The organism is Pedobacter sp. GR22-6, assembly GCF_037402555.1.
In the GTDB taxonomy this organism is placed as follows: Bacteria; Bacteroidota; Bacteroidia; order Sphingobacteriales; family Sphingobacteriaceae; genus Pedobacter.
The window spans coordinates 140,555-161,301 of the sequence record NZ_JBBEUC010000005.1 but is presented as its reverse complement, the minus strand read 5'-3'; the positions used below and the strand labels follow the sequence as shown (position 1 = coordinate 161,301).

16 protein-coding genes are annotated in these 20,747 nt (G+C 43.3%); 11 read left to right on the top strand and 5 right to left on the bottom strand.

What is annotated here, in order from left to right:
- Nucleotides 1–56: 56 nt before the first annotated feature.
- Together nadA and thiL are read left to right on the top strand one after the other, a co-directional pair.
- Nucleotides 57–1,097, top strand: a complete 1,041-nt coding sequence (gene nadA / locus WAE59_RS21360; RefSeq protein WP_337858199.1) for a quinolinate synthase NadA — start codon at nt 57–59, stop codon at nt 1,095–1,097.
- A 55-nt stretch (nt 1,098–1,152) separates the two neighbouring features.
- Nucleotides 1,153–2,196, top strand: coding sequence for a thiamine-phosphate kinase (gene thiL, locus WAE59_RS21355; protein WP_337858024.1), 1,044 nt, complete (start codon nt 1,153–1,155; stop codon nt 2,194–2,196).
- On the opposite strand, the gene WAE59_RS21350 is transcribed toward thiL, so the two are convergent.
- Complete coding sequence (locus WAE59_RS21350) at nt 2,191–3,498, bottom strand: DNA recombination protein RmuC (RefSeq protein ID WP_337858023.1); 1,308 nt, start codon at nt 3,496–3,498, stop codon at nt 2,191–2,193. The genes thiL and WAE59_RS21350 overlap by 6 nt on opposite strands.
- Before the next feature lie 194 nt (nt 3,499–3,692).
- On the opposite strand from WAE59_RS21350, the gene WAE59_RS21345 reads away from it, so the two are divergent.
- The gene (locus WAE59_RS21345) at nt 3,693–4,388 is read left to right on the top strand and encodes a zinc metallopeptidase (RefSeq protein ID WP_337858022.1); all 696 of its coding nucleotides are present in this window, start codon (nt 3,693–3,695) and stop codon (nt 4,386–4,388) included.
- Nucleotides 4,389–4,392: 4 nt separating this feature from the next.
- On the opposite strand, the gene apaG is transcribed toward WAE59_RS21345, so the two are convergent.
- Both apaG and dusB read right to left on the bottom strand, forming a co-directional pair.
- Nucleotides 4,393–4,779: a Co2+/Mg2+ efflux protein ApaG gene (gene apaG / locus WAE59_RS21340; protein WP_337858021.1), complete on the bottom strand. Its 387-nt coding sequence runs from the start codon at nt 4,777–4,779 to the stop codon at nt 4,393–4,395.
- Between the two features lie 32 nt (nt 4,780–4,811).
- A complete protein-coding gene (gene dusB, locus WAE59_RS21335; RefSeq protein WP_337858020.1) occupies nt 4,812–5,819 on the bottom strand; it encodes a tRNA dihydrouridine synthase DusB in 1,008 nt (335 codons plus the stop codon).
- 53 nt (nt 5,820–5,872) lie between these two features.
- Here dusB and WAE59_RS21330 point away from each other — a divergent pair, with 53 nt between their 5' ends.
- Both WAE59_RS21330 and WAE59_RS21325 read left to right on the top strand, forming a co-directional pair.
- A complete protein-coding gene (locus tag WAE59_RS21330; protein WP_337858019.1) occupies nt 5,873–6,769 on the top strand; it encodes a CPBP family intramembrane glutamic endopeptidase in 897 nt (298 codons plus the stop codon).
- Nucleotides 6,766–7,575, top strand: coding sequence for a phosphatidate cytidylyltransferase (locus WAE59_RS21325; RefSeq protein WP_337858018.1), 810 nt, complete (start codon nt 6,766–6,768; stop codon nt 7,573–7,575). Before WAE59_RS21330 ends, WAE59_RS21325 begins: the two co-directional genes overlap by 4 nt.
- 156 nt (nt 7,576–7,731) lie before the next feature.
- On the opposite strand, the gene WAE59_RS21320 is transcribed toward WAE59_RS21325, so the two are convergent.
- Nucleotides 7,732–7,947 carry a DUF3820 family protein gene (locus WAE59_RS21320; protein ID WP_337858017.1) on the bottom strand — a complete coding sequence of 72 codons (216 nt, stop codon included), beginning with the start codon at nt 7,945–7,947 and terminating at the stop codon, nt 7,732–7,734.
- A gap of 12 nt (nt 7,948–7,959) precedes the next feature.
- A complete protein-coding gene (gene mfd / locus WAE59_RS21315) occupies nt 7,960–11,301 on the bottom strand; it encodes a transcription-repair coupling factor (protein ID WP_337858016.1) in 3,342 nt (1,113 codons plus the stop codon).
- A gap of 77 nt (nt 11,302–11,378) precedes the next feature.
- Here mfd and WAE59_RS21310 point away from each other — a divergent pair, with 77 nt between their 5' ends.
- The 6 genes from WAE59_RS21310 (at nt 11,379) to WAE59_RS21285 (ending at nt 20,728) form a co-directional block, all read left to right on the top strand.
- Entirely contained in the window at nt 11,379–11,726 is a 348-nt protein-coding gene (locus tag WAE59_RS21310) for a DUF2752 domain-containing protein (RefSeq protein WP_337858015.1), read from the top strand.
- Nucleotides 11,719–12,078: a TM2 domain-containing protein gene (locus tag WAE59_RS21305; RefSeq protein ID WP_337858014.1), complete on the top strand. Its 360-nt coding sequence runs from the start codon at nt 11,719–11,721 to the stop codon at nt 12,076–12,078. Before WAE59_RS21310 ends, WAE59_RS21305 begins: the two co-directional genes overlap by 8 nt.
- 20 nt (nt 12,079–12,098) lie before the next feature.
- The gene (locus WAE59_RS21300) at nt 12,099–13,196 is read left to right on the top strand and encodes a Nif3-like dinuclear metal center hexameric protein (protein ID WP_337858013.1); all 1,098 of its coding nucleotides are present in this window, start codon (nt 12,099–12,101) and stop codon (nt 13,194–13,196) included.
- Nucleotides 13,197–13,260: 64 nt separating this feature from the next.
- Entirely contained in the window at nt 13,261–15,060 is a 1,800-nt protein-coding gene (locus WAE59_RS21295; RefSeq protein ID WP_337858012.1) for a 7TM diverse intracellular signaling domain-containing protein, read from the top strand.
- A gap of 501 nt (nt 15,061–15,561) precedes the next feature.
- Nucleotides 15,562–18,768 carry a SusC/RagA family TonB-linked outer membrane protein gene (locus WAE59_RS21290; RefSeq protein ID WP_337858011.1) on the top strand — a complete coding sequence of 1,069 codons (3,207 nt, stop codon included), beginning with the start codon at nt 15,562–15,564 and terminating at the stop codon, nt 18,766–18,768.
- A gap of 31 nt (nt 18,769–18,799) precedes the next feature.
- On the top strand, nt 18,800–20,728 hold the full coding sequence (locus WAE59_RS21285) for a RagB/SusD family nutrient uptake outer membrane protein (RefSeq protein ID WP_337858010.1): 1,929 nt from the start codon (nt 18,800–18,802) through the stop codon (nt 20,726–20,728).
- Nucleotides 20,729–20,747 lie beyond the last annotated feature (19 nt).

The window sequence follows — 20,747 nt, the reverse complement described above, 5'->3', positions numbered from 1 at the left end:
ACACTAATAAACAATAGAAATCTATTTATATTAAATAATTATAATTTATTGAAGTGTTGAAAGCTGTTACCTTTACAGCGCTTCAAAAAAATAGAAAGAGAAAAATGGACACCTTAGAGGAATTGAACAGAAAAGGTTTTGTTGATGAAAAGATCGATCCCACTTTAGATCTTTTCGAAGAAATCGAAAAGTTAAAAAAGGAAAAAAATGCAATAGTCCTTGCACATTACTATCAAGAACCTGATATTCAGGATATAGCAGATTATATTGGGGATAGTTTAGGCCTTTCTCAGGAAGCTGCCAAGACAGAAGCTGAGGTAATCGTTTTTGCAGGAGTACATTTTATGGCGGAAACAGCCAAGATTTTGTCGCCCCAGAAAAAGGTTTTGCTGCCAGATTTTAAGGCAGGATGTTCACTGGCCGACAGCTGTCCACCACATCTTTTTAGAAAATTTAAAGAGAAATACCCTGACCATGTGGTCATTACCTATGTGAATTGTACTGCCGAACTCAAAGCGCTGAGCGATATTGTCTGTACTTCAACCAATGCCGTTCAGATTGTAGAGAGTTTGCCAAAAGATACAAAGATCATCTTCGGTCCTGATAAAAACCTGGGTGCCTGGGTGGCCAAAAAAACCGGCAGAGACCTGGTGCTCTGGAACGGAGCGTGTATGGTACATGAAATTTTTTCGAGAGAAAAGATCACTAAATTAAGAGAGCGGCACCCTCAGGCTAAGTTCATTGCACATCCTGAATGTGAAGAAGCCGTTTTGCAAATGGCTGATTATATTGGATCTACAACCGGATTATTGAAATATGCGATCAACAGCGACGCCAAGGAATTCATTGTTGCGACCGAGAGCGGAATTATACATCAGATGGAAAAGGCTTGTCCGGATAAGACATTTATACCAGCTCCGCCAAACAACAGTTGCGCCTGCAATGACTGTCCGTACATGAAAAGAAATACTTTAGAGAAATTGTATTTGTGTCTCAAGAATGGGTATCCAGAGGTAACGGTACCTGAAAATATTATTGTGGAAGCAAGAAAACCAATTGAAAGAATGCTGGAAATTTCAGCAAATTTAGGGCTGTAGTATTTCACAGAACGATGTGGATAACTATGTTAATTTACTGTAAAAGAATAAGATAATGTTTGAGAATAAAGAGCGTACTGATATTGCAAATCTTGGAGAGTTTGGCTTGATCAAACACCTGACAGACAATTTCAAAATCAGACATGAAAGTAGCATAAAAGGAGTTGGCGATGATGCGGCCGTGTTGAACTTTGATGGTAAGGAAGTGCTCATTTCAACCGATCTCCTTTTGGAAGGGATACATTTTGATCTGGCCTATGTTCCGCTTGTACATTTGGGCTATAAGGCTGTACAAGTGAATCTGAGCGATATCTACGCGATGAATGGTATTGCCACCCAGATCACAGTTTCTATTGGCTTATCGAGCAAATTTCCACTGGAAGCTGTAGAGGAAATTTACAAGGGTATAGAACTCGCCTGTAATAAATTCAATATCGACCTGATCGGCGGAGATACTTCATCCAGCAAACAAGGTTTGGTCATCAGTGTAACCAGTATTGGATATGCAGATAAAAAAGACGTCGTTTACCGCAATGGCGCAGAAGAAGGTGATCTGATCTGTGTTTCGGGAGATTTGGGCGGGGCCTATGTTGGTCTTCAAATCCTGGAACGCGAAAAGCTGGTTTACCTGGAAAATCCAAATATACAGCCGGATCTGGAAGGAAAAGATTACATCATCGAGCGTCAACTGAAGCCTGAAGGAAGGAGAGATATCGTAGATCTGCTTGCTCAAATGGATATCAAACCTACTTCGATGATTGATGTATCTGATGGCCTGGCTTCAGAGATCCTGCATATTTGTAAACAGTCAGATAAAGGCTGTACACTGTATGAAGAAAAGTTTCCTATAGATCCGACGACTTATGAAACTGCCAGGGAACTGGGATTGGATCCTACGATTTGTGCATTGAGTGGAGGTGAGGACTACGAACTGCTATTTACCATTAAACAATCAGACTATCCAAAGCTCAAAAACGATGTTGACATCAGCATCATCGGACACATCACCGATAAAAATTCAGGCTGTAAGATGGTCTCTAAATCCGATGTGGTACATGAATTGAAAGCCCAGGGCTGGAATGCATTCCAGGGACTATAACAAGTCCTGATCTAAAAATTTGGTGTCAATCTGCTTTGTAGCTTTGGCACCTAATTTTTTGATCTTTTCTGAAGTGTTGGATAAATTTCCAGCACCGCTGGAGAGTTTGTTCAATGCCCTGTCATAGGCATCCTGACTCTGCTTAATGTTCTTTCCGATGCTCTCCATGTCTCCTAAAAATCCCACAAACTTATCATACATACTACCGCTCAGCCTGGCAATTTCCAGTACGTTCCTGTTTTGGCGTTCTTGTTTCCATATGCTGGCAATGGTGCGGAGCGTGGCCAAGAGTGTGGAGGGACTCACGATAACCACTTTTCTGTCCCAGGCATAATTGAAGAGCTCTGCATCCTGTTGCACAGCGATACCAAATGAAGATTCTATTGGAATGAAGAGCAGAACGAAATCCGGAGAATTGATGGCATATAGGTCATGATAGTTTTTTCCGGAAAGACCCTGAATGTGATTTTTGATAGATGCAATATGTTGCTTGAGGTAGAGTTCGCGTTCTAAGTCAGTATCCGCTGCTACCAGGCGTTCGTAAGCTACGAGAGACACCTTGGCATCAACGATCACATGTTTATCGTCTGGCAGGTCTATAATGACGTCTGGCTGTACACGGTTACCTTCGGCGGCACTCAAATTGGTTTGGATCCTGTATTCTCTGTCTTTAATCAGGCCGGAGCGCTCCAATACCCTTTCGAGGATTACTTCTCCCCAGTTGCCTTGTTTTTTACTGTCTCCTTTCAATGCTTTAGTCAGGTTATTGGCATCTTCCTGGATTTGCTTACTTTGATCCATCAACTGTGAAATCACCCCTTTTAATACATTTCTTTCATCAGATTCAGACTTGTAAACTTTCTCTACTTTTTCTTCAAAAGCTTTGATGTTTTCTTTCAGTGGATTTAGGATCAGATCCAGGTTAGCCCGGTTTTGTTCTGTAAATTTCAGGCTTTTCTCTTCAAGTAACTTGCCGGCTATGTACTCAAATTCCAGTTTGAATTTTTGCTGAAGCTCCAGAATGTATTTATCCTGTTCGACTTGCCTTTCCCTTTGAGCCATCAATTGTTCCTCAGCTTTGATGGTTTTACTGCGTTCATTCATATAGTTGATCCTTAAATCATTGAGATCATCTTCTAATTTTATTTTTTCTTCGCGCAGGTAACTTATCGCTTTTAGGTGTTCGCTTTCTTTCAGTTCGAGTAAGGGAATATGTTCCTGATTCGGTTTGTTCTTTTTTAAAATCAGAAAAACAAGAGATACTAAAATTATGATCAATATAGCGATGATAGCGATTTCCATACTAATTTTTTTATCAAAAATCGTAAAAATAAAAATAGGTGGCAAGTAATTTATCACTTTCTCTAAACCAGTATATATGGGAAGAATCAGTTAGTCATGTTTCTTTTTAGCTATAATTTAAATCTTTGTGTTTTATAAAATGGAAATGGGAACACTTTTTGAATGTAATCCATTGAAAAACATACACTACGACAATGGGAATCTATTTGATATTGATCATCCCGGTTCTAATACTCAGCATGTTTGTGCAGTGGCGATTTAGAAATAAATTTTCAAAATACGCAGAAATGCAGTTGAACTCGGGATTTTCGGGAAAAGAAGTGGCAGAGAAAATGCTCCGTGATAACGGGATATTCGATGTGAGGGTAATGAGTACCGATGTTCAGTTGTCGGATCATTATAATCCCGAAGAGAAAACCGTTAACCTAAGTACCGATGTATACTACGGACGCAGTGTAGCTGCTGCTGCCGTTGCGGCACATGAATGTGGACATGCCTTACAGCAGGCCAGGTCTTATCATTGGCTGAAACTCCGAAGTAGTATGGTTCCAGTAGTGAGCATTACCTCCAACCTGCTGCAGTGGGTATTGATATTAGGGGTATTACTAATTGCATTTACTTTTAATCCTATCGTTTTGGCCATAGGGGTCGCTGGATTGGCACTAATTACCGTGTTCAGCATCATCACCCTTCCGGTTGAATTTGATGCCAGCAAAAGGGCTTTAAACTGGTTAAAAGAAAATAAAGGAATTCTCTATACAGCTGAAGAAAACAGGCAGGCAAAAGATGCGCTTTGGTGGGCCGCCATGACTTATGTTGTAGCAGCACTGGGTGCGATGACCAACCTCATCTATTATTTATCTATTCTTTTTGGAAGGAACAGGGATTAAAATATCAATTCAGACGGTAGGGTACAATGAGTTCAAATTCCGGAATTTCTACAGTAAACTCAGTATGATCTGACAAGCGATGCATTAAGTAGTTACCGCTCATGGTCCCCATATCTGTAGTCAATTGACATCCTGAAACATAGGAATGTCCTTCACCAGGATGCATTACCGGTTGCTGACCGACAACACCCTCACCCTCCACTTCACGCTGAGTGCCATTGGAGTCGAAAATAAACCATTGGCGTCTCATAAGTTGTATGGTATAATCGGATAGGTTTTCTATATTGATGCGATAAGCAAACGCAAATTGCTGATCAGCTGGATTTGAATATTCATCCTGATACACCGTTTCTACCGATATTTTGATTCCGTTTGTGATTGCTGTTACCATTGCGGGGTCAATTTAGAAAAATTTTTCAAAAATCAGGCCATTTCCCTAACTGGTTCGATATTCCGGTATTTATCTGCCACTTCGTCAAGGATTGCATGTATGGTTTCAATATTGTCTTCTTTCACGAGTAGCATCCGGTAGGGTTTGAAATCCGGAAGGCCTTTGAAATAATTTGAATAATGACGACGCATTTCAAAAACACCTACTTTCGGACCTTTCCAGGCAATAGATTTTTCAAAATGGGTACGGCATACGGATACGCGTTCCTCGACCGTAGGTCCGGCAAGCGTTTTTCCGGTGTTGAAGAAATGCCTGATTTCTCTGAAGATCCAGGGATAGCCAATTGCAGCCCTTCCGATCATGATCCCATCTACCTCATATTCCAGTCGCCAGTCTGCAGCTTTTCTGATGCTGTCTACATCGCCATTTCCAAAAATGGGAATTTTGATCCGAGGGTTTCTTTTGATTTCGCGAATTAGTGTCCAGTCGGCTTCTCCCTTATACAATTGAGCCCTGGTCCTGCCGTGTATGGTTAGGGCCTGTATTCCGATATCCTGTAGCCTTTCCGCTACTTCTTCTACGTTTTTGGTATTGTCGTCCCAACCCAATCTTGTTTTAACGGTAACAGGAAGATGAGTAGCTTTTACCACGGCTTCTGTCATTTTTACCATCTTGTCGATGTCCTGTAATAGTGCAGAACCAGCACCCCTGCAGGCCACTTGTTTCACCGGACAGCCGTAATTGATGTCCATGAGGTCTGGTTTTGCCAGCGTTGCAATTTCAGTAGCTTCCCGCATGTGATCGATTTCACTACCGAAAATTTGTATCCCGATAGGTCGCTCGTACTCGAATATATCGAGTTTAGCACGGCTTTTAGCGGCATCACGGATTAACCCTTCTGACGATATAAATTCCGTATACATCATGTCTACCCCGCTTTGTTTACAAACAAAACGAAAGGGAGGATCGCTTACATCTTCCATGGGGGCAAGCAGCAAAGGGAAATCACCCAAATCAATATTACCTATCTTTACAGACATTTTTCTATCTTCAAATCAAATTTCAAAGTACAAAGGTACAAAATAAATAAAAAATGGATTTCATACCCCGGGAGCAGGAAGAGACGAGTGGTTTTATGCAGCTGTTCAGATTGGTGATGTATTTTTGTATCTCCGGACTGGTGATATTGGGAATAGGTTGCGGTCTGGTATACCTGATTTATGGTATGGCAGGATTCGAGATGATGGCACATCCACGTGTGGGTAGCCTTGGCCCCCTTCGGATCATTCAAATATCAAGTTCTGTATTTGTGCTCTTTCCAGCCCTATGGCTTGCCTGGTCGGAAGGTCAGCATATTGGTCATTTTTATAAGTTCAAGCCCATTCGTCTGTCTTTATTGAGTTGTGTAATAGCGATCTTCATCATCTCTATGCCAGTACTGGAATGGACAATTGCGATCAATCAGAAAATGCTATTGCCGGATTTTTTGCAGGCGCTTCAGAATTGGATGCAGGAAAAGGAAGAAGCGGCAGCAGAGCTGACAAAAACGCTGCTTCAGATCAACGGCATTTCGGATTTTCTGATCAATATTTTTATGATCGCTGTAATGCCCGCGGTCGCAGAGGAATTTATGTTCAGGGGGGCTATACAGCGTTCTTTCAGTAAAATTTTCAGAAATCAGCATGTCGCAATATGGATCACAGCCTTTATTTTCAGTGCGATACATGTGCAGTTTTTCGGTTTTCTTCCAAGATTTCTGATGGGGGCCGCTTTCGGATATCTCTATTTTTGGAGTGGAAGCTTGTGGTATGCCATTCTTGCCCATTTTCTGAATAATGCATACGCTGTCTGTGCGGCATGGTATATGCAAAAAAACAATATACCTTTGAGCGAGGCAGATCAATTGCATTTCACCTGGTATGGGTATGCAATCAGTTTTATTCTGACGATACTGGCTTTTCAATTCTTTAAAAAACAAACCAATAAATGAAGACAAGGGCAATAACCGCTTTCTTTTTTACCATCGTGATGCTGGGCTCTATATTTTTAGGCGGCTATACTTTTACGTTATTTTACCTGGCATTAAGCCTGGTCAGCTTGCTGGAATTCTTTAAGCTGATTAAAACTTCAGGAATCAGGCCGCATCGAAACATTGCTTTAGTGGCCGCTGCGCTGATTTTTCTGATGACTGCCGGCTATCACTTTCTGCAGTTCGAAACGAAATACATGTTGTTACTCGCACCACTGATCTTTTCGGTATTCATCGCCGAGCTGTATAAAAAAGATAAGATTCCCTTTGCAAACATCTCCTACACATTTGTAGGCTTTGTTTATGTAACCGCTCCTTTTTGTTTCTTTTATTCACTTGGTTTTTTGAAAGATACGAGCAGCTACAACCACCACCTGCCCCTGGCTTTTCTGCTGATGTTATGGGCCAGTGATACGGGTGCTTACCTTTTTGGGATGAAACTGGGAAAAACACGGTTATTTGAGCGTCATTCCCCTAAAAAGACCTGGGAGGGTTTCTTTGGAGGGATGTTTACCAGCGTATTGGTGGCCCTTATAATTTCCACTCAATTTACAGAAATGAATGGATGGTATTGGGCGGGCATGGCCGTACTGATCGTCGGTTTTGGTACCTTAGGAGACCTTGTAGAATCTATGCTGAAAAGAAGTTTGAACGTAAAGGATTCCGGGACCCTATTGCCGGGACATGGCGGTTTTCTCGATCGTTTTGATGGTCTGCTCATTTCGGCACCGGTGGTTTACACCTATTTGTATCTGTTGCTATACTGATCCACTTATTCTACAAAAGAAGCCTTCTTAGTGTTCCCGGAGTTTGCCTGAAGACAAGGCATAGAAAGCCCAGCTTTTTCCTGGAAAAACGTGGGGTAAAGGTGGGGTGACTGTGGCCTGAGCCTGGGCTTACCAGGGCCTTGACCGGAGTCGCTCCTATCGCTTGGATTTAAGCGGTTGAAGCAAATACTCCAGTCCGTTGAGTTTGATTTCGTAAAGCGTTGCGATGAGCTGACCAAGTTTGCCGGGAGGCCAGCCCTCTTTATGGAACCAGATCAGGTAAGATTCAGGAAGGTCGCAAAGTATGCGGCCTTTATATTTTCCAAATGGCATTTGCATGGTGACGAGGTCCTGCAGTAATTGTGGGTTCATTTTAAAAGGGGCTTAATTCACTACCAGTTCCAGTATTTCTACTGCCTCATCTACCGAGTTAAGGTTGTCAAAGGCAATCCTCAGGCTGTCTTTTACTTCCTTCAGGTTGCAAAGTCTGGGATGCATTTGTGCAAAATGCAATATTTTATTGAACATTGCCGAATCAAAGAATGCAGATTGTTTGTCACTCACGAAATAGCCCCTTAAGGTGCCCTTTTTGAAAGTGATCTTTTCAAAAGCCAGTTTCTTGGCTACCCATTGCAGACGCAGCACATTCAGCATCGTTTTCACCGGTTTGGGAACCGGGCCGAATCGGTCTTTCATCGATTTCTCGAATACCTTAAGCTGCGTTTCATTCTCTATTTTTGAAAGCTCAGTATACAAGTTATAGCGTTCTGTAATGTTGGTGACGTAATCGTCGGGAATGTAGAGTTCCAGGTCGGTATCTATCTGTGTAAAACTCACAAAAGGACGTGCAGCTTCATCTTTAAAGAGATCTTTGAATTCATCATCTTTCAGTTCCTGGATGGCTTCGTCCAATATCTTATGATACATCTCAAAACCTATTTCAGCAATAAAGCCACTTTGCTCCGCTCCTAAGAGGTTTCCACTACCGCGAATGTCTAAATCCCTCATGGCAATGTTAAAGCCGCTCCCAAGGTCTGAAAACTCTTCTATGGCGCTTAGTCGTTTCCTCGCTTCGGAAGTCAGGGTGCTGAGGGGTGGACTCAGCAAATAGCAAAAAGCTTTTTTATTGGAGCGTCCCACCCTACCCCGCATCTGGTGCAGATCGCTCAGGCCAAACATGTGCGCATGGTTGATGATGATGGTATTGGCATTGGGAATGTCTAATCCGGCTTCAATAATGGTGGTTGCGACAAGTACATCTTTCTCACCATTGATGAAATCGAGCATGACGTCTTCCAGCTGATCGCCGTCCAGTTGACCGTGCGCTATACCAATACGGGCTCTTGGAACCAGTTTTTGGATGAGTCCGCCAAGTTGTGGAAGGTCATTGACCCGGTTGTGGATGAAAAAGACCTGTCCGCCCCTGTCCAGTTCATACTGAACAGCTTCCTGGATGAGTTTATCGTTAAAAACATGGAGTTCAGTATTTACAGCCTGCCGGTTTGGTGGCGGTGTACTCATGATGGAAAGGTCCCTTGCACCCATCAGGGAGAAGTGCAGCGTACGCGGAATTGGTGTAGCCGTGAGGGTAAGTGTATCTACATTGACCCTAAGGGCTTTTAATTTCTCTTTGGAGGTTACACCGAATTTCTGTTCCTCATCGATGATCATGATGCCCAGGTCTTTGAATTTTACATCTTTACTGAGTAAGCGGTGCGTACCTATGATGATGTCGACCTTGCCTTCTGCTACCGCTGCAAGCGTGTCTTTGATCTGTTTGTTGGTCTTGAAACGGTTGATGTAATCAACGTTACATGGAAAGCCTTTCAGACGGCCGGAAAAGGTCTTGAAATGCTGGAGGGCAAGGATGGTTGTAGGCACGAGCACAGCAGCCTGTTTGCCATTGGCTACAGCTTTAAAAGCAGCGCGAATAGCGATTTCCGTCTTGCCAAAGCCCACGTCGCCACAAACCAGCCGGTCCATCGGATGCGGGGCTTCCATATCCCGTTTGACATCTGCGGTGGCTTTCTCCTGATCCGGGGTGTCTTCGTAAATGAAAGAAGCCTCAAGTTCTGTTTCCAGGTAACCATCCGGGTCGAATGCCGTCCCTACCTGTGCTTTCCTCATCGCATAAAGCTTGATGAGGTCACGGGCAATGTCCTTAACTTTTTTTTTAGTGGTTTTCTTGAGTTTGTCCCATGCTTCCGTACCCAATTTGTTCATTTTGGGTGCGGTGCCATCTTTTCCACTGTATTTCGCTATGCGGTTGAGGGAGTTGATGTTGACATAGAGCAGGTCATTATCTGCATACACCAGGCGGATCATTTCCTGGGTCTTTCCGTTGACCTCTACTTTCTCCAGGCCGGCATATTTGCCGATGCCATGATCAATATGGGTGACGAAATCGCCTGGTTTGAGGTCGCGGAGTTCTTTAAGTGTAATGGCCTGACTGCGCTGATAGCCCCTTTTGAGTTTATATTTGTAGAAGCGGTCGAAAATCTGATGATCGGTATAGCATGCCAGGTGTTGTGCCGCATCTACAAAACCCTCACGCAGGGGGATATTGACCGGGATGAATTTGACGCTCTTATCGATGTCATCTAAAATGGCATATAGCCGTTCCGTTTGTTTGGTAGAAGAGCTGAAGATGAAATTATGAATGCCCTGTTTCTCGTTTTCTTTGAGGTTGTGGATCAGTAATGTAAAATCCTTATTGAAGGAGGGTTGGGGCCTGGTTTCAAAATTAAAAACATGTTCGGTTTTGTAGAAAAACTGTTTGCCGAATTCAACCAGGGTGAAATCCTGTAAGGTATCGGCCATCAGCTTTTCATCAGTAAAGGCGAATTTTGGATCTATCCAGTCCGGGTTTTCCTGTTTTTCTTTCTCAGGTAGTGCTTTCCAGAGTTCTACCGCCTTTTTATAGCCGGTCTTGACTACGTCAAGGGCAAATTCCACGTCCTTAAACCAGAGTTGGGTATCACTGTCGATGTAATCCAACAGACTGATGTTGTTTTCTGTCAGGTATTTGGATTGTACATTTGGGATGATGGTCAGTGTTTTTACTTCATCTACAGACAGCTGGCTTTCTATCTCAAAGGTACGGATGCTTTCTACTTCATCACCAAAGAATTCGATGCGGTAAGGCAGGTCGTGCGAAAAAGAAAAAATGTCGACGATGCCACCACGGATGGAAAATTGTCCGGGTTCGTATACAAATTCCGTACGTTCGAAGTCGTAGTCAAATAAAAATTCATTGATGAAATCGATACCCAGCTTCGCTCCTATGCTAATTTCGAGTGTATTTTTCTCCAGCATTTCACGGTTGATTACCTTTTCTGCCAGAGCTTCCGGATAGGTGACCACGATTTTACCGTATTCAGCATGGTGGTTGAGTTCATTGAGTACCTCTGCCCTGGCAAGTACATTGGCAGTATCTACCTGTGTAAATTCAAAAGCTTTTCGGAAGGATGAGGGAAACAATAAAATTTCCTTTTCGAGGATGCCTTCGAGGTCGGCTATTAAATAAGAAGCCTCTTCCCTGTCCGGCATTACAAATAAAATGGGTTTGTGCAGGAGAAAATAGGAGGCTGTGGCAATTGTTGCATCGGCAGAACCAACCAGGCCTTTTAGCTGAAGTTTGTTACCTTTGGCCATATTGAGTGCCTTGGCCAATGCTACAATGCGCTCATCTGTTTTATATTGATTGATCAGGTCGCGGATGTTCACAATACAAATGTACTATTTATGCTGAGGATTAAATGTAACAATGAACCGATTGCGCAATCTAAAATAAAAAATGAGCCATGAACCAGGTGTGGTCAAAAGTCTGGAACCGGATTCCGCTGGAGTTGATTTTTTGGATAGCAGCAGTGTTATTACTGGCTTTTGCAGAACCGGAAGTTCATGGACAACAGCATCATTTTACGCTTTGTCCGCTGGCTAATATGGGACTGGACTGGTGTCCGGGCTGTGGTATCGGAAGGTCGATCACGCAGCTCCTTCGGGGAAATCCGGTAGAGAGCATCAGGCAGCATTGGTTTGGGATACCGGCGTTGATGATCATTATTTACAGGATCGTGACGCTGATAAAATTAGAGATCAGGAATAAAAAGGGATTTAAAATAAACTATAAGGAGGAAAAAAATGTTTGATTCACCATTTATGTCGCTGCCAGGCATTTCGCCGCAGGAATATTCGTATTTACAGAGTGCAACTCAGGGATTCAGTGAGCAACAGTTGCGGGGTTTTTTGATGATCTATGGCAGTAAGCGCCGGAATCCGGATGATATGGTCTTGTATTCGATCCTTGGATTTTTCGTACCCGGGCTTCCGAGGTTTCTTGTGGGACAGATCGGTATGGGGATCCTTTACTTTTTTACGCTCGGACTGTGTTTTATCGGTACGATCATTGATTTGGTAAACCACAAGACTTTGGCTTTTGAATACAACCAGAAAATGGTTTTTGAAAGTTTGCAGATGGTAAAAATGGGAAATATCCAATAGGATTTTCTTATTTTTAGCAGATGAGATTAGCAGCACTGATTCAACATCTGGAGGCTTATGCCCCGTCCAATTACCAGGAAGACTATGACAATTCAGGATTGATCATTGGAAATGTCAATGCCGAGGTTCATGCTGCACTGGTTGCACTGGACTGTACGGAGCAAATTGTGGATGAGGCGATTGCACAGGGCTGCAATTTGATCATTACCCATCATCCCATTGTTTTCAAAGGGTTGAAAAAAATCACCGGTAAAACCTATGTGGAGCGGGTAGTGTTGAAAGCGATCCGGCATAATATTGCCCTGTACGCTATTCATACCAATCTTGACCACGTGAAAAATGGGGTAAATGGGGTGATCTGCGATCGTTTGGGCCTAAAGGGAACAAAAATCCTGCAGCCCAAATCATCATTGATGAAAAAACTGGTGACGTTTTGTCCGACAGAGCTGGCGCCGGTAGTGAGGAATGCCTTGTTTGAAGCAGGGGCGGGGCGGATTGGTGAATACGGCGATTGCAGTTTCAACGCAGATGGGATTGGGACATTTAAAGCAGGTGAGTCTACAGATCCTTATGTGGGAGAAAAGGGTGTACAGCATCATGAACCTGAAGTGAGGATAGAAACCGTATTCCTGGCACAGAACGAACGTAAAGTGTTGCTGGCCCTATTTGAGCACCACCCCTATGAAGAAGTGGCCTACGACATTTATCCGCTGGAAAATAAGCTGGAAACAGTGGGCGCAGGTATGCTGGGCTGGCTGGAAGAAGAAATGGATGGCAGGGACTTTCTGAGGCTGGTGAAGGAGCGGATGGATGCCAGTGTGATCCGGCATACCAAATTGTTGCCAAAGAAAATCAGAAAGGTCGCTGTTTGTGGTGGTTCAGGCAGTTTTTTACTCAAGGAGGCTATAGCGGCAGGAGCTGATGCTTTCGTCACTGCCGATTTTAAATACCATGAATTTTTTGATGCGGATGAGAGAATAGTCATTGCAGATATCGGGCATTTTGAAAGTGAGCAATTTACTTCTGATCTTTTAATCGATATAATCCAGGAAAAATTCCCTAACTTTCCGGTGCGTCTAACCGAACATAATACCAACCCTGTAAACTATTTTTTATAAAATCCACTTGACCTCCGTACGGTTTATATCCAAAGCTGTCTTCAGTTTATGTTTGATGTGCCTGATGTTTTTAAATACACGGGCTCAGCAGGCCGTTGAAATCAATGACCGCCTGCCTCATCACGTGTTCAGGTATGGTCAGATTGAATATTTTGAGGATCAATCCGGTCTGCTTAGTTTCGATGCCGTGCAATCTGCAGCAGCAGCGGGTAAATTCAGGAAAAACCTGATCTCTACGCCAAGGATCACACATCCGGGTTCTGTTTATTGGTATCGGATCAAAATTAAGTTTAAGCCAGAGTCCGGAGAAGACTGGATCCTGGAATTTTTTGATCAGACGATTGACGAGATCCATCTTTTTGCACCGGATGATTCGGGAAAATATAGAAAGAACAGTTTTGGAGCGGGTTATCCCTTTAAGCAGCGGTTTTATCAGCATAAGAATTTCCTTTACAAACTGGACAATTCGCGGGCGGTAGAGCAGGTATTTTATGTGAGTGTAAAATCCGCGCAGCCAGGGAGTACGCTGATCGTGCTCCGTCATATGCGTTGGTTCGTTCAGTATTCCATCCAGGAGTACCTGCTTTTTGGACTTTTTTATGGCATGATTGCCGTATTTGCCCTCTATAATTTACTGATGTTTTTTGCAATAAGGCGTGTACAATACCTCTATTATGTGCTTTACAACATGAGTATCGGTTTGTATGAGATGTGTATAGATGGTATCGCTTTTCAATACCTATGGCCGGAGTATCCCAACTGGAACCGTTACGCCTATGGTCCGGTACTTTATTTGAGCAGTATTTTTGGGCTGCTGTTTGCCATCAATTTTCTATACATCAGGAGCAAGGCACCGCGATTGTACCGATTGATCATCGTTGTGATCATCCTTAGGACAGTTTTCTTTCTGGCCTGTATCTATAAGCCCCATCTTTTTACTTACAAATTAATAGAAGTGGTGCCACTTGGCATTGCGCTCGGTTGCGGAATCTATATCTGGAAGCAGGGATATAAGCCGGGACGGTTTTTTGTGATCGGTTATTCCTTCCTTTTTACCGGTTTGCTGGTCAAAGTCCTGGTGCTGCTGAATGTCAGCTGGCTTCCTTATGGGCCGATCACCCACTATAGCCTGAGCTTTTGTTTTGTGATCGAGATGGTACTGGTTTCCTTTGCGATCGGAGACAATATCAGGTCATTGAGGAAGAAAAAAGAGCGAGCACAAAAGCGGATCATCAACCAGCTTCAGATCAATGAGGCATTGAAGGATAAACTCAATAAAGAATTGAGTTCACTTGTTGATCAGCGCACAAAGGAGGTGAGGGACAAAGCTGCCATCATCGAGAAGCAAAATGAAGAGATCTCGCTGATGAATGTCATGCTGGAAAAAGATAACCAGGAACTGCATAAAAACATAGAGCAGGTTACGCGGGCCAGGGTGATGTCCAAGGAGGTGGATTTCATCGAATTCAGCAAGGTATATCCAGACCGGGAGACTTGTTTCAACTATCTGTCTGATTTAAAATGGGCAGAAGGTTATTCCTGTAGAAAATGTTCCAATGCCCATTATTTAGCGGGGTTTCTGCCTTTCAGCAGGCGATGTACCAAATGTGGATATGACGAGTCTGTGATTGCACATACGATCTTTCAAAATAGCAGAATACCCATCAATAAGGCATTTTATATGCTTTTTCTAGTATACTCTACTAAAGGTAAAATCTCTTCTTACAAGCTGTCGCAAATTCTGCTCATCCGTCAAAGTACCTGCTGGGCTTATAACAGTAAAATGCAAAAAGTACTGGATGATCGCAAAAATGAACTTAAAAATGCCGGAGAGGGCGGTTGGAGTAAATTGATCCTGGAATAAAAACACCTTTTTTTCATGTTTTTTTAGCGTATCGGTACTAAAAATCCGATGGGGCTTAAAATGGTCTGAATCAGATATAAATGACTTTAGCCAATGTTTTTTAAGCGTATTACTATTTTGCATAACTGTCTATTTATCAATTTGTTGTGTGTTTTTTTTCTTGGAGTTGTCATTTCATTCGAATAGATTTACATCATCAAACCAAAATATAAACCAAACCGAACTACATGAAGAGACTTAGACCTACACTCATTTAACCTTTGTTTCCCTGATTCCGGGGAAACCAAACCATTGCAGTACGATGATTTTTTCGCTTGAATGCCAGATCGCTGGTGTTTGGGTTTTTTAAATCCTTAGGATTTGATTAGGCTTTGTATTGCCTGAAGAATTATGGTTTGCTGCATTCAAGATTTATTGACCTAATAACAGAATAAAAACCAAATACTCTTATGATGAAATCTAAATTAAATATGAAAACGTTTACATTCTTATCTGAAGGCCATGAATAGATACCTGACTTTGTTATTGATACTGTTTTGCAGTACAGCGATGGCCCAGCAGTTGAAGATCAGAGGTTCCGTGAAAGACAGCATTAGCGGGATACCAGGTGCTAGTGTAAAGATACAAGGCACCTCCCAGGGTGTTTCAACAGACGGGGCAGGAAACTATGCCCTGGAGGCATCCTCAAATGCCACACTTGTCTTTTCTTTTGTCGGCTATGTAACCAAAACTATAAATTTAAAAGATGTGAACGCACCCGCATCTGGAAACTATACCTTAAACGTAGTGTTGCAGGCGGTAGACAATGGCCTGGATGAGGTTGCTATTGTCGGCTTCGGTACGCAGAAGAAGACTACGATGGTCAGTTCAGTGACGACCATCAATCCGAAGCTATTGAAAGGTCCAACCGGAAATCTGACTCAAATGCTTGCCGGAAGATTGGCAGGGGTAATCGGTTATCAAAGTGGTGGCGAACCTGGTGCAGACAATGCGTCTTTTTTTGTGCGCGGACTTGGTTCTTTTGGAGCAGGAAAGGTTGATCCACTGATTCTGATCGACGGAATAGAGTCTACGCAAAATGATCTGGCCAGGTTACAGGCAGATGATATCGCCAGTTTTTCCGTATTAAAGGATGCTACGGCAGCAGCTGTATATGGTGCCCGTGGTGCGAATGGAATCATCCTGGTGAAAACTAAGGAGGGGGAGCCTGGAAAGACCAAATTTACCTTCCGTAATGACAATACCCTTTCCGGGAATACAGAAAACCTTCAGTTTGCAGACAACATTACCTATATGAAGTTGGCAAACGAGGCCGCGCTGACCCGGAATCCACTGAACCCACTTCCTTATTCACAGACCAAGATCAACCGAACGGAGATGGGCACTTCAAATCCATACCTCTACCCAAGTAACAATTGGATAGACCAGGTTATCAAGGATTATACTTACAACCAGCGTTTTAACATGAGTGTAACCGGTGGTGCAGATAAGGCCAATTACTACATCGGGGGAACTTTCAATGTAGATAATGGGGTGTACAAGGTAGATAAACTGAATAACTTCAATAGCAATGTGAAGCTGATCAACTATTCTTTACGCTCCAACGTGACAATCCATTTGACTAAAAGTACCAGAGCTGATATCCGGGTATATGGACAGTTTGACGATTATAACGGTCCGATAGGAGATGGAAAAGCAGTTTTTCAGGCAGCCATGTTTTCTAATCCGGTTCAGTTCCCGATCCGTTTTCCCGCCGAGTACGCACCAAGGATTAAACATCCGCTTTTTGGCAATGCGGTAAGGGAAGCCGTTCCGGGATCTGTGACTGGCGGAGGTTTGTACATCAATCCCTATGCGGAACTGGTAAAAGGATATCGGCAGAATAACAAATCTAACCTTCAGCCACAGATAGAGATCAATCAGGACCTGAATGGTCTGGTGAAGGGTTTGAAAGCAAGGTTTATGGGCTATGTTCAGCGCAATTCCGCTTTCGATGTGGCCAGGCAATACTCCCCGTTTTACTATAGTGCGAACTCTATCGATGGCAGCGATATTACATTGACAGAGATCAATTCGGGTTTGGCGGGATCTATAGGTACCACGGGTAGCGAATACTTAAGTTACTCCCCTGGAAATAAGACTGTTTCTTCTACACTATACACGGAAGCGGCAGTAAATTACGCCAGAACATTTGCAAACAAGCATGCAGTATCCGGGATGCTCGTGACTATTTTAAAGAACTCCTTATCTGGAAATGCAGGAAGTTTGCAAGCTTCACTTCCTAAAAGGAACCAGGGCTTATCCGGACGGATGGAGTATGGGTATGATGACCGGTACATTGCCGAGTTCAACTTTGGTTATAATGGAACAGAAAGATTTGCGGAACGGAACCGTTATGGCTTCTTCCCTTCTGCTGGTGTTGCTTATGTCATATCTAACGAGGCTTTCTTTAAACCTTTGACAAATGTGGTGAATAAGTTGAAAGTCAGGGCGACTTACGGCTTAAATGGAAATGATGCCATTGGCCCTGATTCAGACAGGTTTTTCTACTTGTCGGAAGTACTCCTTGATAGTGGACCTGGTGCTGTTTTCGGAGAAGATCCCTCTGCATTGTATGGCCGGAATGGCATCACGATAAGAAGATATGCCAATGCTGACATCACATGGGAGGAATCCAGACAGCTAAACTTAGGTATGGATTTCTCTCTTTTCAATAAGGTGAACGTTACAATAGACGCTTATCAAAAGAAAACGTCAAATATTTTACAGGAACGTAGTGGAATACCCAGCACAATGGGATTGATTGCCAGTGCAAGTGCGAATGTTGGCAAGCAGGAAAGCAAGGGTGTAGACGTTCAGATGGACTACAATACGACCCTTGGCAAAAAAGGCTGGGCAACAATACGGGGAACCTTTACTTATGCAACGAATAAGATTGTGAAATTTGACGAGCCGACTTATCCGGCTAACCTGTCACACTTGTACCGGGTGGGACATTCCAGTGGCGAGGCAAGAGGGTATATCGCGGAGCGACTATTTACAGATGATATAGAAGTTGCGAACTCACCCAGCCAGGCTGCAATAGCGGGGGTAGAGCGGGTTAGAGGAGGAGACATCAAATACAGGGATGTAAATGGAGACGGCGTAATCAATGCGGATGACAGGGTATTTATGGGCCTTCCTACTACTCCGGAGATCACTTATGGTTTTGGATTTTCAGCCGGTTACGGTGCTTTTGATTTCAATGCACAAATGCAGGGTAATGCGCGTTTCGCTTTCTTCATCAACAGCGGGGGATTCAACAGAGATAATCTGAGTTTGAGCGGAATAGCCCCTTTCATTCAGAACGGAGGATATCAGACAGGTTTGCTGCAGGCAGTAGCAGATAATCACTGGTCGGAAGACAACAGAAACGCTTATGCCTTTTTTCCTCGTTTAAGCAGTGTCTCGACACCAAATAACAGTGTCAACTCCAGTTGGTGGCTGCGCAATGGTGCATTTTTGAGACTTCAGCAGGTAGAGATTGGTTATACGCCAAAAGCTAAGTTTAGAAGCAAAATCGGGCTGAGCAATTTGCGCATTTACGCGAGTGCAAGAAATCTGTTTGTAATGAGCAAGTTCAAACTGTGGGATCCTGAGGTAAGGGGTAATGGCCTGGATTATCCCTTGCAGCGTGTGTACAACCTGGGTATAAACATAGGATTTTAAGGCTGAAGATCACAATATTATAATCAAAGACATGATGAAAAATACATATCAATATTTAACAAAAGTTTTGCTGGTAGTGATGCTGCTTGTTAATTTATCCTGCAAGAAGTACCTCGATGTGGTGCCGGATAATGTGGCGACGATTGACAACGCCTTTACGAGCAGGAATGAGGCAGAAAAATATTTATTTACCTGTTATTCTTATTTGCCCAACAATGCCTGGCCTTTGTCCAACCATGGATTCCTGGGCGGGGACGAGATGTGGATCCCTAACAGTAGAAGAGGCACTTTTGATACAGGTGGAGGAGCAATGATCTGGGATGTGGCGCGTGGCAGTCAAAATGCCGGAGAACCCATTGCAGGGGTGTGGAACTCCATGTTTGTGGCCATCAGGCAGTGTAATATCTTTTTAGAAAATGTTTCTGACGAAAATAAGGTGTTTGACCTGACTATCGATTTGAGACAACGCTGGATCGCCGAAGTGAAATTGCTCAAAGCTTATTACAACTATCAGTTGCTAAGGATGTATGGCCCAATTCCCCTGATAGATAAAAACATAGATATTTCTGCACCAACAGAACAGATGCAAGTGAAACGAGTGCCTTTTGATGCCTGTGTAGATTATATCGTATCGTTGATCGATGAAGCGACACCGTTTTTGCCGGTTGTTATCGGGGAAAGGGCAACTGAGCTGGGTCGACTGACACAACCGATCGCATTGTCCATTAAGGCAAAGTTGTTGGTGATGGCGGCTAGTCCATTATTTAATGGAAATTCGGATTATACCAATTTTAAAGACAAAGAAGGCACTCAATTGATTGATCCGGCCTTTAGTGCTGCAAAATGGGACCGTGCGGCTCTTGCAGCTAAAGCAGCAGTGGACATTTCTGAGCAAGCAGGAATCCAGCTGTACCGGTTTGTACCTCTTGCCAATTTATCGGCAGTGACCAACCAGCAGATGAGCATCAGAAATTCCATTTCTGAAAGGTGGAATGTAGAACGCGTATGGGGATTGTCCAATAGCAATGCGACTACCTTACAGCGCGTAGCTATGGGCTGCCTTGCTGCGGGCTTTAATGCCAATAACTCCAATGGACAGCTTTCTGCGCCACTAAAAATGGTAGACATGTTTTATTCTGCAAACGGGGTTCCGATCAATGAAGACAGGACTTTAGATTTTACGAATAAAAATCAGTTGCGCATTGCTACTGCTGATGAGAAATTTTACATCAATGAAGGTTACCAAAGTGCGAGGATCAATTTTGACAGGGAGCCGCGCTTCTATGCAGACCTTGGTTTTGACGGCGGTGTTTGGTATATGATCGCGAATAATCCTGGTGTGAACGGATCTGATGTTGGAACTTTTTATATGCAAGCCAAATATGGACAGCCTGGAAATGCAGGAGTAGAAGGTTATTACAATGAGACCGGGTATTTCATCAAAAAACTGGTGGAATGGAACCTGACCAACTCTACAAGTGCCAATACAGTACGGAGCTATGAGTGGCCGGAAATCAGGCTGGCCGACCTGTATTTAATATATGCTGAAGCATTAAACGAAGCAAAAGGGCCTGCAGAAACGGATATTTTTAAATACCTGGACCTGATTAGGGACAGAGCAGGTTTGAAGGGAGTTAAAGAATCCTGGGGAAGCTATGCGCTCAATCCAACCAAGTACGCAACCAAGGAAGGGTTGAGGGAGATCATCAAACGGGAGCGGACCATAGAGCTTGCTTTTGAAGGAAGCCGTTTCTGGGATCTCAGACGCTGGAAGGATGCTGCAGTAGCACTGAATGCACCAATAACCGGCTGGACAATCAGTCAGGCGACTGCGGCGGGCTATTACCAGCCTAAGGTTATCTTTTCTCAGACCTTCGTAGCACCAAGAGATTATTTGTGGCCTATTTCCAATGGAGCCTTTCGTGTAAATACAAACCTGGTTCAAAATCCGGGATGGTAATTATCTAAAAACTTTAAAC